The organism is Sellimonas caecigallum (assembly GCF_019754295.1).
Taxonomy (GTDB): domain Bacteria; phylum Bacillota; class Clostridia; order Lachnospirales; family Lachnospiraceae; genus Sellimonas; species Sellimonas caecigallum.
On the sequence record NZ_VIRV01000007.1, the window covers coordinates 20,288 to 33,462 of the forward strand.

Annotated in this window: 12 protein-coding genes, 1 tRNA gene and 1 pseudogene; 13 read left to right on the top strand and 1 reads right to left on the bottom strand. The window is 41.3% G+C overall.

Annotation, left to right across the window (positions count from 1 at the left end; translation table 11 throughout):
* Positions 1-8: 8 nt before the first annotated feature.
* The 3 genes from mnmE (at position 9) to rsmG (ending at position 4,018) form a co-directional block, all read left to right on the top strand.
* Entirely contained in the window at positions 9-1,379 is a 1,371-nt protein-coding gene (mnmE, locus tag FLB61_RS06280) for a tRNA uridine-5-carboxymethylaminomethyl(34) synthesis GTPase MnmE (RefSeq protein ID WP_221919686.1), read from the top strand.
* The gene (mnmG, locus tag FLB61_RS06285) at positions 1,345-3,240 is read left to right on the top strand and encodes a tRNA uridine-5-carboxymethylaminomethyl(34) synthesis enzyme MnmG (protein ID WP_221919687.1); all 1,896 of its coding nucleotides are present in this window, start codon (positions 1,345-1,347) and stop codon (positions 3,238-3,240) included. Before mnmE ends, mnmG begins: the two co-directional genes overlap by 35 nt.
* Before the next feature lie 64 nt (positions 3,241-3,304).
* On the top strand, positions 3,305-4,018 hold the full coding sequence (rsmG, locus tag FLB61_RS06290) for a 16S rRNA (guanine(527)-N(7))-methyltransferase RsmG (RefSeq protein WP_087212700.1): 714 nt from the start codon (positions 3,305-3,307) through the stop codon (positions 4,016-4,018).
* Positions 4,019-4,086: 68 nt separating this feature from the next.
* On the opposite strand, the gene FLB61_RS06295 is transcribed toward rsmG, so the two are convergent.
* Entirely contained in the window at positions 4,087-5,040 is a 954-nt protein-coding gene (locus FLB61_RS06295; protein ID WP_087212704.1) for an alpha/beta fold hydrolase, read from the bottom strand.
* Positions 5,041-5,242: 202 nt separating this feature from the next.
* Here FLB61_RS06295 and FLB61_RS06300 point away from each other — a divergent pair, with 202 nt between their 5' ends.
* From FLB61_RS06300 to FLB61_RS06345, 10 genes and pseudogenes are all read left to right on the top strand, one after another.
* Positions 5,243-6,013 carry a ParA family protein gene (locus FLB61_RS06300; protein WP_087212707.1) on the top strand — a complete coding sequence of 257 codons (771 nt, stop codon included), beginning with the start codon at positions 5,243-5,245 and terminating at the stop codon, positions 6,011-6,013.
* Entirely contained in the window at positions 6,010-6,933 is a 924-nt protein-coding gene (locus tag FLB61_RS06305; protein WP_087212710.1) for a ParB/RepB/Spo0J family partition protein, read from the top strand. Before FLB61_RS06300 ends, FLB61_RS06305 begins: the two co-directional genes overlap by 4 nt.
* A 1-nt stretch (position 6,934) precedes the next feature.
* The gene (locus FLB61_RS06310; protein WP_221919688.1) at positions 6,935-7,465 is read left to right on the top strand and encodes a DUF4446 family protein; all 531 of its coding nucleotides are present in this window, start codon (positions 6,935-6,937) and stop codon (positions 7,463-7,465) included.
* Positions 7,466-7,488: 23 nt separating this feature from the next.
* Positions 7,489-8,766, top strand: coding sequence for a serine--tRNA ligase (serS, locus tag FLB61_RS06315; RefSeq protein WP_221919689.1), 1,278 nt, complete (start codon positions 7,489-7,491; stop codon positions 8,764-8,766).
* Positions 8,766-9,641, top strand: a complete 876-nt coding sequence (locus FLB61_RS06320; protein ID WP_087202151.1) for a DUF3881 family protein — start codon at positions 8,766-8,768, stop codon at positions 9,639-9,641. Before serS ends, FLB61_RS06320 begins: the two co-directional genes overlap by 1 nt.
* A gap of 333 nt (positions 9,642-9,974) precedes the next feature.
* Positions 9,975-10,048, top strand: a tRNA-Arg gene (locus tag FLB61_RS06325).
* Positions 10,049-10,443: 395 nt separating this feature from the next.
* Positions 10,444-11,289: a ParB/RepB/Spo0J family partition protein gene (locus tag FLB61_RS06330; RefSeq protein ID WP_246599139.1), complete on the top strand. Its 846-nt coding sequence runs from the start codon at positions 10,444-10,446 to the stop codon at positions 11,287-11,289.
* A 16-nt stretch (positions 11,290-11,305) separates the two neighbouring features.
* Entirely contained in the window at positions 11,306-12,091 is a 786-nt protein-coding gene (locus FLB61_RS06335) for a ParA family protein (RefSeq protein WP_221919690.1), read from the top strand.
* A pseudogene (locus FLB61_RS06340) lies at positions 12,081-12,785 on the top strand (ParB/RepB/Spo0J family partition protein); the annotation flags it as partial. The gene FLB61_RS06335 and the pseudogene FLB61_RS06340, both read left to right, overlap by 11 nt.
* A 23-nt stretch (positions 12,786-12,808) precedes the next feature.
* Positions 12,809-13,105: a hypothetical protein gene (locus FLB61_RS06345; protein ID WP_221919692.1), complete on the top strand. Its 297-nt coding sequence runs from the start codon at positions 12,809-12,811 to the stop codon at positions 13,103-13,105.
* The last annotated feature ends 70 nt before the right edge of the window (positions 13,106-13,175 follow it).

Below are 13,175 nucleotides of genomic sequence, written 5' to 3' on the forward strand. Positions count from 1 at the left end.
GAAGATACATGAAAACAACACAGACAATTGCAGCCATTGCTACGGCGATGACAGATTCCGGTATTGGAATTGTGAGGATCAGCGGACCGGAAGCTTTCGATGTCATTGACCGGATTTATAAAGGGAAGAAGAAAATATCAGAACAGCCGTCCCACACCGTGCATTACGGATGGATAAAGGATGGGGAAGATACAATCGACGAAGTGTTGGTCATGATCATGAGAGGACCACACAGTTATACAGGTGAAGATACAATAGAAATAAATTGCCACGGCGGCGTCTATGTCGTCAAGAAAATACTGGAAACAGTTATCAAAAATGGTGCAAGGACGGCCGAGCCGGGTGAATTCACAAAGAGGGCATTTCTGAACGGGAAGATGGATTTGTCCCGGGCGGAGGCCGTCATCGATGTCATCCACGCCAAAAACAAATACGCGCTGAAGAATTCCGTAAGTCAGCTGCGAGGAGCGGTACAGAAAAAAATAGGAAAAATACGGGAAGAAATACTGTATCACACAGCCTACATTGAGTCGGCTTTAGACGATCCGGAGCACATCAGCCTGGACGGGTATGGAGAAAAACTGGTGGATAAACTGGACGAATTGTTGAAAACACTCCAAAAACTCATGAAGGATGCGGATAACGGCAGGATGATCCAGGAAGGGATCCGGACTGTGATCATTGGAAAACCAAATGCCGGAAAATCATCACTTCTCAATGCTCTTGTAGGGGAAGAAAGAGCAATTGTGACAGACATAGAGGGAACTACAAGGGATGTGCTGGAAGAAAGTATCCAGCTCAATGGAATCAGTCTCAATATCGTTGACACGGCCGGTATACGAAAGACAGAAGATATTGTGGAAAAGATCGGGGTAAACAAGGCGAAAGATCAGATGCAGGACGCGGATCTGGTAATTTTTGTGGTGGATGCTTCCAGAGAATTGGATGAAAATGATTTTGAGATTATCCGGATGATCAGAGAGAAGAAGGCTGTAGTACTTCTGAATAAGTCGGATCTGGAGACAAAGATCTCCAAGGAAGAACTGAAACAATATCTGGACAAACCGATGATAGAGATTTCGGCCAAAGAAGAAGAGGGGATTCATGAGCTGGAAACAATATTAAAAGATATGTTTTTCCAGGGAGAAATAACCTTTAATGATGAGATTTATATTACGAATATAAGGCAGAAGGAGGCGCTTGGAAAAGCGTATGAGAGCCTGCAGAGGGTAAAAGACAGTGTGGAGGCAGGGATGCCGGAAGACTTTTATACCATCGATCTGATGGATGCATATGAGGCGCTGGGAAATATTACAGGAGAAACGATAGGAGAGGATCTGGTCAATGAAATATTCAGCAAATTCTGTATGGGAAAATAAGGATGTGTATGATGTAGCGGTCATAGGGGCCGGACATGCGGGTTGTGAGGCAGCCCTCGCATGTGCAAGGCTTGGGATGAGAACCATTGTATTTACAGTAAGCATGGAGAGTGTGGCTATGATGCCATGTAATCCAAATATAGGAGGGACTTCTAAAGGACACCTTGTCAGGGAAGTAGATGCTCTGGGAGGAGAGATGGGAAAAATCATCGACCAGACCTTCATTCAGTCCAAAATGCTCAACCGTTCAAAAGGACCGGCGGTTCACTCGCTGCGGGCGCAGGCAGATAAGGCTCGCTACAGTACAGCTATGAGAATGGTACTGGAAAATCAGGAGAACCTGGATATCAAGCAGACGGAAGTTACAGAAATACTGACAGAAGAGGGAAAGGTAACAGGAGTCCGCATCGTATCGGGCGCCGTATACCCGTGCCGGGCTGTCATTCTCTGTACGGGGACGTATTTAAAAGCGCGGTGTATTTACGGGGATGTAAGCCTGGAGACGGGGCCAAATGGACTGCAGGCTGCCACACATCTAACAGACTGTCTAAAAAATCTTGGTATCAGGATGTATCGGTTCAAAACAGGAACGCCGGCGAGAATTGACCGAAATTCCATCGACTTTTCTAAGATGGAGGAGCAAAAAGGAGATGAATATGTCACGCCGTTTTCCTTTACTACAGATCCGGAATCGATTCAGAGAGAGCAGGTTTCGTGCTGGCTTACGTACACAAATGAGAGGACTCATGAAATTATAAGAAACAATCTGGATCGCTCTCCGCTGTTTTCTGGAATGATCGAAGGAACCGGTCCACGGTACTGTCCGTCTATCGAGGACAAGATTGTTAAATTTGCTGACAAAGATCGGCATCAGGTATTTATTGAACCGGAGGGAGAATCGACTACCGAGATGTATATCGGGGGGATGTCAAGTTCCCTTCCTGAAGATGTGCAATATGAAATGTACCGTTCTGTCCCGGGGCTGGAACATGCCAAAATTATGAGGAATGCTTACGCGATCGAGTATGATTGCATCGATGCAAGACAGCTCTATCCGACGCTGGAATTCCGGGAAATTGAAGGACTCTACAGCGCAGGGCAGTTTAATGGAAGCTCTGGCTATGAAGAAGCGGCAGCTCAGGGGCTCATTGCGGGTATCAATGCGGCGTTGAAGATGAAAGGCGGAGAACAAATTGTCCTGGATCGTTCTCAGGCATATATAGGGGTTCTCATTGATGATCTGGTCACAAAAGAAAGTCATGAGCCTTACCGGATGATGACGTCAAGAGCGGAATATCGCCTTCTTTTGAGACAGGATAATGCAGATCAGCGATTGACAAAAATTGGATATGAAATTGGTCTGATACCACAAGAAAGGTATGAAAGACTGTTAGAAAAAGAAAAACAAATTGCATCTGAGATAGAACGAGTAGAACATGTAAATGTTGGAACGAGTGAAGCGGTACAAAACTTGCTCAAACAGTATGGAAGTACTCCGCTTTCATCCGGATCTACCATTGCAGAGTTGATACGCAGACCGGAATTAAGTTATGAGATTCTGGCGCCTATTGACCCGCAAAGACCAAATGTTTCACATGAAACATCGGAACAGATAAACATCAATATCAAGTATGACGGATATATTAAACGTCAGATGAGGCAAGTCGAACAGTTCAAAAAGATGGAAAAAAAGCGTATTCCAGAAGATATCGATTATGACAAAGTGAAAAGCCTGCGGATTGAAGCTGTTCAGAAATTGAAAGAGCAGCGTCCGGTATCTATCGGACAGGCATCCAGAATATCTGGAGTTTCACCTGCTGACATATCTGTACTCCTTGTTTATCTGGAATCAATTCGATAGTCTGGAAAAGTAGTTTTTTGTACACTGATTTGTGAAAAAAATAAAGTATAGAAAAGGGAGAAATATGAATACACTTTTTGAAAAAAAACTTGACGCCTTGGGATTGAAACTAAATGAAAAACAATATGCACAGTTTGATCGTTACTATGAGATGCTGGTAGAATGGAACAAAGTAATGAATCTTACTGGTATCACAGAATATGATGAGGTCAATGAAAAACATTTTGTGGACAGCCTGTCAATTGTAAAGATCGTTGATCTGAATCAGGTAAAAAAGGTAATTGATATTGGAACTGGAGCTGGATTTCCGGGACTCCCTTTGAAAATTGCATTTCCGGAACTGGAGGTTGTTCTGCTGGATTCTCTCAATAAGCGAATTCAGTTTTTAAATGCAGTGATCAAAGAGCTGGGATTGGATGGGATTTCTACGATACATGGAAGGGCAGAGGATTTTGCAAAAAAAGCCGAGTACAGAGAAAGTTTTGATCTCTGTGTTTCCAGAGCAGTAGCCAATCTTGCATCTCTGTCGGAATATTGTCTTCCTTATGTGAAAGTGGGAGGTAAATTTATTTCTTATAAATCCGGAGAGATAGATGAGGAAGTAAAAGAGTCAGAAAAGGCAGTATTTATACTGGGAGGAACGATTTCAGGTGTGATAAAGTTTACCCTGCCGGATACAGATATAAAGAGGTCTTTTGTTGTGGCTGACAAGAAAAAACAGACGGCAAAAAAATATCCGCGAAAGGCTGGTATGCCGACAAAAGAGCCGTTAAAATAGTTTTTAAATAAAAGCCCGTATAAAAATGGAGATGTTTCATGTGAAACATCTCCATTTTTAAGTTCGTATTATTTCGGATCCAATAGAATCTCTACTTGTTCTGCAAAGACATTTGGGGCTTCCATCTGAGGAAGACGTTTTGTCTGAGATATGGAAATAATCTCGATAGATGGAAGAAATCTTTGGTACAGTTTTGCATCTGCCTCATACATTGGATTTCCGCCGCCATGAATAATAAACACGCTGTTTGTGATGGAAGGAAGAAAAGATGCCAGATTCACATTTACATAATTCCCTTTCATACTTGCAAACAAATGTCGAGAACGCATATATTCAGTGTGGGCTGCTTCATAAAAAGTATTTACGGTAATATCTTCGATGAGAGCAGGATCATAATAGTATTCAGTTTCAAAAAGAGATTCTATACGTTTTTTAGCAAATAAAATATTGTAGAGTAAAGTGCCAATCAACGGCAGATTAATAAAATGATATAATAACTTTGAACGTTTTGTAGGAACTTTTGCCAGGTCATGGAGATTCTGAGGATTTACAAAAATCATTTTATCTATCATTTCTCTTTCGCCTGTGCAGGCCATCAAAGCCAGAGGAGCAGAATTCCCGGATGCTATTATATCGCAAGGTTCTCCTACGATGTTTTTGATAAAATCAGAAATCATCTGAACATAGAGGAAATTTGTATATGTCAGATTCGGTTTTTCTGAAGATCCACATCCAAGAAGATCAACAGTGTATACAGTGTGATTTTTTGATAATAGCGGAAGAACATTGTCCCACTCACAGGAAGAACTGACAGGAGACAGATCGTGGAGCAGAAGCAGAGGTTTTCCCGTGCCTTTTTTTACATAATGTATCTTTCCAAATCTCCAGTTATATTCATTTTCTCCGTTTTTGTGAAGCAGATTGTCAATAGTGGAAATATAAAATGTAAGTTTGTTGATGACATATATTGCTGCGGCTGACAGAGTTGCTAATATACCTAAAGTCCATAATTTTTTCTTCATAAATTACCATGCCAACTTTCTTTGTTATGTTTTACCCTAACATCATTATTATACTACAATAGCATAGCCAAGGAAAGAAAAGAAACAATAAATTTTCAGACATAATAATAGAAGGATTTGTTTTGTTTCACATGAAACATTTTCTAGATTCTGTATAGAAAAGGTGTTATAATAATGCCTATGAAAGAAAGGTGAGGTATAAATGGATAGAATTATCGCGGTTGCCAATCAGAAAGGCGGCGTAGGAAAGACAACAACTGCTATTAATCTGGCAGCATGTCTGGCAGCAAAAGGGAAAAAAATATTGGCGATCGATATGGATCCGCAGGGAAATATGACCAGCGGGTTGGGGGTGGAGAAAGATCAGGTAGAAGCAACAGTCTATGATCTTATTATCGGTTCCGCAGAAATAGAAGAAGTCCTTTGTAAAGACGTACTTGAAAACCTGGATGTCCTTCCAGCGAATATTAATCTGTCTGCCGCAGAGATTGAAATCATGGGTGTGGAAAATAAAGAGTACATCCTAAGAGGAGAAGTGGATAAGATAAAAGAAAACTATGATTTTGTTATTATCGACTGCCCACCGTCTTTGAATATGCTCACGATCAATGCCATGACGACTGCGGACAGTGTTCTTGTTCCAATACAGTGTGAGTACTATGCGCTGGAAGGTCTTAGTCAGCTGATTCATACAATTGAGCTTGTGCAGGATCGTCTCAATGACAAATTGAGAATGGAAGGTGTCGTATTTACGATGTATGATGCCAGAACTAATCTTTCCCTCCAGGTGGTGGAAAATGTCAAAGACAATCTGGAACAGACTATCTACAAAACAATTATTCCTAGAAATATCCGGCTGGCGGAAGCTCCAAGCTACGGAATGCCGATCAATCTTTATGATCCGAAATCCACAGGAGCAGAGAGTTACATGTTGTTGGCAGATGAAGTGATTCATAAAGGAGAGGAAGAATGACAGTAAAAAGAAGTGGATTAGGAAAAGGCCTCGGCAAAGGGTTGGACAGTTTGATTCCGGATAATAAAGGATCCAGGAAAAACAGTGCTGCCCAAAAAGAAAACAAAGAAGAAACCGTATCATCAGGTGAAAGAATGGTAAAAATCAACAAGGTAGAGCCTAACAGGGAACAGCCAAGAAAAAAATTTGAAGAAGACTCTCTGCTAGAACTGGCAGACTCCATCAAACAGTTTGGAGTGCTTCAGCCGCTTCTCGTACAGCAAAAAGATGGATATTTTGAAATTATTGCAGGGGAGAGAAGATGGCGCGCTGCTAAGCTGGCTGGGATCAAGGAGGTTCCGGTTATTGTCCGTGAGTACACAGACAAGGAAGTTGTGGAGATCGCTTTGATTGAAAATATTCAGAGAGAAAACCTAAATCCCATTGAAGAAGCTATGGCCTACAAGCGGTTGATGAAAGAGTTTCACATGAAACAGGACGAGATAGCCGAGAGGGTGGCAAAGAGCCGTACTGCGGTTACCAATTCCATACGTCTGTTGAAATTGGATGATAGAGTACAGCAGATGGTCATCGAGGATATGATTTCCACAGGACATGCAAGAACGTTGCTCGGGCTGGAAGACGGCGAAGAGCAGTATGCTATCGCGAACAAAGTATTTGATGAAAAGCTGAGTGTCCGAGAACTGGAAAAACTTATCAAGGAATTAAAAAATCCAAAAGAAAAGAAAGAAAAACAGTCCAGGGAAAATGATTTTATTTATCGGGATCTTGAGGAACGGATGAAGGGAATCATGGGGACAAAAGTCTGTGTAAACAGAAAAGCAAACGGAAGAGGAAAAATAGAGATAGAATACTATTCTGATGAAGAGCTGGAAAGATTATTTGAAATGATTATGAGCATAAAAGAAGGAGTCAGATAGTATGCAAAGCACGATCTTAGAGAGTATAGGAATCGATCCGTTTTATCTTTTTCTCGCGATGGCCATACTGATCGTCATTTTGTTTGTGATGGTAATCAGACTTCACATGAAACATGCAAGATTAAAGAGAAGCTACAGTCTCTTTATGAGAGGAAAAGATGGAAAATCGTTGGAGGAAAATATACAGGGTCATCTGGAAAAGATGGAAGAAATAGAGATGCTCTCAGAGGAGAATCAGATTGAACTGAGAGTAATAAAAGAAAGGTTTACCGGAAGTTATCAGAAAACGGGAATGGTCAGATATGATGCCTTTCATGAAATGGGCGGAAATTTGAGCTTTGCTTTTTCCATGCTGGATGGGAATGATAATGGATGGATATTGAATGTGATGCACAGCAGAGAAGGGTGCTACATGTACATGAAAGAGATCGTCAGAGGTGAAAGTTATATGGAACTTTCAGACGAGGAGACAGAGGCTCTGGAACGTGCAATATATCAGGAAACATATGATCTGGAAAAAGTAAATTCATAAATAAAAGGAAGGAAAGAAAAATTATGTTAGATATCAAATTTGTCAGAAACAATCCGGATACAGTCAAAGAGAATATCAAAAAGAAATTCCAGGATGAGAAACTTCCTCTCGTAGATGAAGTCATCGAGCTGGATAAGAGAAACAGAGAAATCAAACAGGAAGTCGAAGCGCTGCGTGCAGATAAGAATAAGATTTCAAAACAGATCGGCGCATGTATGGCACAGGGAAAGAAAGAAGAAGCAGAAGAACTGAAAAAGCAGGTTGAGGCAAATGCGGGAAGAACAGCAGAACTGTCTCAGGAAGAAAAAGAAGTAGAAGAAAAGATCAAAAAGATCATGATGGTCATCCCGAATATTATAGATCCTTCTGTGCCGGTAGGAAAAGACGACAGTGAAAATGTGGAGCTGGAACGTTTCGGCGAGCCGGTTGTTCCGGATTACGAAATTCCGTATCACACAGAAATCATGGAAAAATTCAATGGAATCGATCTGGAAAGCGCTGGAAAAGTGGCAGGAAACGGTTTCTACTATTTGATGGGCGATATTGCAAGACTCCATTCCGCTGTGATCTCTTATGCGAGAGATTTTATGATCAACAGAGGATTCACTTACTGTGTGCCTCCGTTCATGATCCGCAGCAATGTAGTGACTGGGGTTATGAGCTTCGCTGAAATGGATGCGATGATGTACAAGATCGAAGGAGAAGATCTTTATCTTATCGGAACAAGTGAACATTCTATGATCGGAAAATTTATCGATACAATGCTTCCGGAGGAAACTCTTCCGAGAACACTCACAAGCTACTCTCCATGTTTCCGTAAGGAAAAAGGTGCTCACGGAATCGAGGAGAGAGGAGTGTACCGTATCCATCAGTTCGAAAAGCAGGAAATGATCGTGGTATGTAAACCGGAAGAAAGTATGGAATGGTATGAAAAACTCTGGAAGAATACAGTAGATTTCTTCCGCACACTGGATATTCCGGTCCGCACGTTAGAGTGCTGTTCAGGTGATCTCGCAGACTTGAAAGTAAAATCCTGCGATGTGGAAGCATGGTCTCCAAGACAGAAAAAATATTTTGAAGTGGGAAGCTGCTCCAACCTGGGAGACGCACAGGCAAGACGTCTTGGTATCCGTGTAAAAGGAAAAGACGGAAAATATTTTGCACACACATTAAATAACACAGTTGTTGCTCCGCCTAGAATGCTGATCGCATTTCTGGAAAACAATCTCCAGGCAGATGGCTCTGTGAGAATTCCGGAAGCATTGCAGCCATATATGGGCGGTATGAAGGAAATAAGATAATGCATATATATACAAAATCCATTGGATTCGGAGATTTCTCCGGATCCAAGATGAAAGAGATAGAACGGGAGACAAAATACGCATTTACCTCCCACGAAAGAAGAATCCTCGACCGGGATACCGATTACTGTGAATACAGAAAAAAATTCGGAGAACGTCTGGCTCTTGGACTCTATGGCACTGTAGATATGCATGAAGAGTTCGAACGCGACTACGCTGTACCGATTTTCGAAGGAAAAGGCGTTACTATGTATTCAGATATGACGGTGGAAAAACGTATGGACCGGGAAGCCTACACAGGAATCTGTGAGGATGCCAGGGTAGATATCTCTATCATCTTTTATATCCAGAATGCGATGGAATATCTCAGGGAAAAACAAAACGGAAATCTGAGAAGGAAGAAAATTTCCATCACACTGTCCGGCCTTGCACTGGAAGGAACCGTTTTGCTGCCTGTCATCAAAAATGAACAGAAGAAAAAACAGCAAAAAGAAGACTTCCGCAATCGGATGATGCTCCTGAGCGCGGCAAGAGAAGGAAACGAGGATGCTATCGAGACTCTGACATTAAATGATATGAATCTTTATCATCAGGTGTCCCAGAGAATTGAGAGGAAAGAAGATATTTTCAGCATCGTAGACACATACTTTATGCCAGCTGGCGTGGAATGTGACAGATACTCGATCATGGGAGAGATCATCGCTATGGATGTGGACGTCAACAACGTTACACAGGAAGAAATACTGATCCTCACGCTGAACGTCAATGAGATGATATTTGACGTCTGTGTGCCAAAGCATCGGGTTCTGGGAGAACCTGATGTAGGAAGAAGATTCCGTACGGAAATATGGCTTCAGGGTAGGATTAATTTCTAAAAATACTTCACAACACTCCCTATTTATGTTATAATAGGGAGTGTGTGAATTTTATATATTGTGTCCTCTTAGTAAAATGGATATTACGGATCCCTCCTAAGTGTTTGGTAAGCGAACACCTCATGGAAGCAGGGACAGGCAGATTTGAGTACAAATCGGATCTGGTACGGAAACGAATTGAACAGGAGTTGAACATGAAAAAGGTGTTCGCTTCACTGTCAAAGAAACAGAAAAAATTGTTGGTTACCAGTCATAAAAAATGGCTGTTACCATAGAATCGGTTATCTGACCGAGAGGCTGAAAACCCAGTGTTTAAGCCAAAAATCAGAGAATGTCTTCGTAGCTCAGCTGGATAGAGCACTCGCCTCCTAAGCGAGGGGTCAGAGGTTCAAATCCTCCCGGAGACGGCAAATATAAGCGGGAATTATTAGCTGGAACGGCTGAATAATTACCCGCTTATTTCATTTTCTGGAGAGAAAAAAGGATCTGTCAGGAATGAAATCTCAGCTAATACACCGACAAAAATCGGCGGCTCCAGCTAATAAATATGCTCTATGGCTAATACTTTTTTTCAGAGCGTTTAGCTAATATGAGTGCTTAGTTAGATGTCAGCCTGTGTTTTAGATAGTAAAAAAGAGAAAATGCTGGATAAACAGGCGGTACGTCATTACGGATTATCTGAACAAAGCTGATACAATATCAATTACATGGATATGTCAAACGAGAAGCTCGTTTGGATCGGATTTATAAAAATCTGATCTGAACGGGCTTTTTACGTATCAGAAGAAAGAAGGAGGAAGAATTGGAAGAAAAAGAGAAAGTCATTGAAATTGAGATTGAGAGGCTTCGTGATTTTAAGAAGCATCCATTTCAGGTCAGGGACGATAAAGAGATGTCGCTTCTAAAAGAAAGTATTCAAAATTACGGGATACTCAGTCCACTGATCGTTAGACCTGTCCTGGACGGTGTGTATGAGATTGTGGCAGGGCATAGAAGAAAATATGCGGCACAGCAGTTGGGATATCGTAAGCTGCCCGTAATCATCCGGGTGATGTCTGATGACGAGGCGATTATTTCCATGGTGGATTCTAATTTACAGCGGGAGCGGATCAGCTACAGCGAAAAGGCATTTGCCTACATGATGAAAAATGAGGCAATGAAAAGAAAAGGCGGTCGAAAGCGTAGCCAAATTGACCACAAATTCAAAGGGAAAAAGACAGTCGAGATTATTAGAGAGGAAGGCGGTGACAGCCCTAAGCAGGTTCAGCGCTATATCAAGATTACAGAATTGATTCCGGAACTGCTCCAACAGTTGGATGATGAAATGATCGGATTTAATCCTGCTGTAGAGATCGCCTCTCTGAAGAAGGAAGAGCAAAAACAGCTTCTCGACGCTATGGATTATGCACAGTCTACGCCTTCACTGTCACAAGCGCAGCGGATGAAAAGGTTAAGCAAAGAAGGAAAGCTCACAAAAGAAAAGATGGAAGATATTATGAGTGAGATTAAGAAGGGAGAAATCTCCAGAGTGATTTTTACAAATGAACAGCTTCACCGATATTTCCCATCCAGTTATACACCGGAGAAAATGAAACGGGAAATCCTGGCGATATTAAAACTCTGGGCAGAACAATACTGGGAACAGTAATTGAGGAGGATAAAAAATGTGTAAGGTTATTTCAATAGCAAATCAGAAAGGCGGAGTCGCAAAGACTACTACTGCTGTAAATCTTGGCATTGGATTAGTAAGAAAAGGGAATAAAGTATTGCTTGTCGATACAGATCCGCAGGGAAGTCTGACTGCAAGCCTTGGATATGTCGAACCGGATGAAATTCCGGTTACTCTGGCAAACATCCTGACGGCTGTTATTAATGAGGAAGAAATTGATATGGCAGCTGGGATTCTTCATCATGAGGAAAATATAGATATCATGCCCGGCAATATTGAACTTTCTGCGTTGGAAGTGACAATGGGAAATGTTATGAGCAGGGAATTAATACTGAAGGATTATATCGATATGATGAGAGAACGATACGATTATATTTTGATCGATTGTATGCCAAGTCTTGGAATGATGACAATTAATGCTCTGGTGGCATCAGATTCAGTGCTTATCCCGGTTCAGGCTGCTTACCTTCCTGTAAAAGGACTTCAGCAGTTAATTAAAACAATCATGATGGTAAAGAAGAGGTTAAATCGTAAATTGAAAATCCAGGGAATTCTTCTTACTATGGTCGATTACAGAACAAATTATGCGAAAGATATTTCTTCTAAAGTACATGAAACATACGGATCAAGGATTGTTGTCTTTCAAAATACGATTCCTATGTCTGTAAAGGCTGCCGAAACAAGCGCAGAAGGAATAAGTATTTATGCACACTGTCCCAGGAGTAAAGTTGCAGAGGCATACAGAAATCTGACAGAGGAGGTTTTGGAAAATGAAAAATAGAAGCGGGGAAAAAGTTAAACTGACAAGTATTGACGAAATGCTTGGAGTTCTGAATGAAGAGTCGGCTATGGAGATAGAAATCAGCAGGATCCATAGTTTCAAGAATCATCCTTTTAAAGTTCTTGATGATGGAAAAATGCAGGATCTGGTAGACAGTGTAAAGGAAAATGGAGTGCTTACTCCTGTATTGATCCGTCCAACAGCGAATGATCAATATGAAATGATATCCGGTCATTGTAGAATGCATGCAGCTGTTATCGCAGGTCTTACTACAATTCCGGCAATCATCAGAGAACTGTCAGATGATGAAGCGGTAATCGCAATGGTAGATGCCAATATTCAGAGGGAAGAGTTGTTTCCGAGTGAAAAGGCATATGCGTTTAAAATGAAATTGGATGCCATGAAACACCAGGGAGGAAGGACAGATATTACTTCTGGTCAAAATGGCCAGAAGTTGAAAGGAACTGTTTCAAGAGATATTTTAGCTGAACAGGTTGGAGAAAGTTCAAAGCAGATACAGCGTTATATTCGTCTCACGGAACTTATACCGGAACTGCTCGAACTCGTTGATAAAAAGAAACTGCAATTTACTGTAGCTGTTGATATTTCATATCTCGACAGGGAAATCCAGAAATGGATTTATGAATATATCCGGGACAATGGTTTCATCAAGCCTTGCCAGATTTCAGCTTTGCCTGATGGAGGAAAGGAGAAATCATGATAATTTTAAAATTAATTGAAAAACTGATATTGCTTCCGGTATGGATCATCTTGGCTCTGATCAGCCTTTGCATTAAGCTGACAGTCAATTTATATGGCTTTATAAAAGGGGTTTTTACTTTCCTGCTTATTCTTTTGATGATCGGAACGATTGTCTGTTATCAGGACTGGGTTCAGGTGGCGGTACTCTTGTGTATTGAAGCGGCAGTATTCTTGATTTTATTCTGTGGATGCTTTATCGAAGTAACGGTAGATATGCTGAGAGGATATGTGAGCGACAGGCTTTTGTCTTAGAAAGAAGGATGAATATGGCGTACATACATGAAATTTTAGGAAAATTCCATATATCACGCTGAGCGAGAGA

Excerpts from the sequence above, each read along its gene's own strand:
- mnmE (WP_221919686.1), top strand. The coding sequence starts at position 9 with ATGAAAACAACACAGACAATTGCAGCCATTGCTACGGCGATGACAGAT.
- mnmG (WP_221919687.1), top strand. The coding sequence starts at position 1,345 with ATGAAATATTCAGCAAATTCTGTATGGGAAAATAAGGATGTGTATGAT.
- rsmG (WP_087212700.1), top strand. The coding sequence starts at position 3,305 with ATGAATACACTTTTTGAAAAAAAACTTGACGCCTTGGGATTGAAACTA.
- FLB61_RS06295 (WP_087212704.1), bottom strand. The coding sequence starts at position 5,040 with ATGAAGAAAAAATTATGGACTTTAGGTATATTAGCAACTCTGTCAGCC.
- FLB61_RS06300 (WP_087212707.1), top strand. The coding sequence starts at position 5,243 with ATGGATAGAATTATCGCGGTTGCCAATCAGAAAGGCGGCGTAGGAAAG.
- FLB61_RS06305 (WP_087212710.1), top strand. The coding sequence starts at position 6,010 with ATGACAGTAAAAAGAAGTGGATTAGGAAAAGGCCTCGGCAAAGGGTTG.
- FLB61_RS06310 (WP_221919688.1), top strand. The coding sequence starts at position 6,935 with ATGCAAAGCACGATCTTAGAGAGTATAGGAATCGATCCGTTTTATCTT.
- serS (WP_221919689.1), top strand. The coding sequence starts at position 7,489 with ATGTTAGATATCAAATTTGTCAGAAACAATCCGGATACAGTCAAAGAG.
- FLB61_RS06320 (WP_087202151.1), top strand. The coding sequence starts at position 8,766 with ATGCATATATATACAAAATCCATTGGATTCGGAGATTTCTCCGGATCC.
- FLB61_RS06335 (WP_221919690.1), top strand. The coding sequence starts at position 11,306 with ATGTGTAAGGTTATTTCAATAGCAAATCAGAAAGGCGGAGTCGCAAAG.
- FLB61_RS06345 (WP_221919692.1), top strand. The coding sequence starts at position 12,809 with ATGATAATTTTAAAATTAATTGAAAAACTGATATTGCTTCCGGTATGG.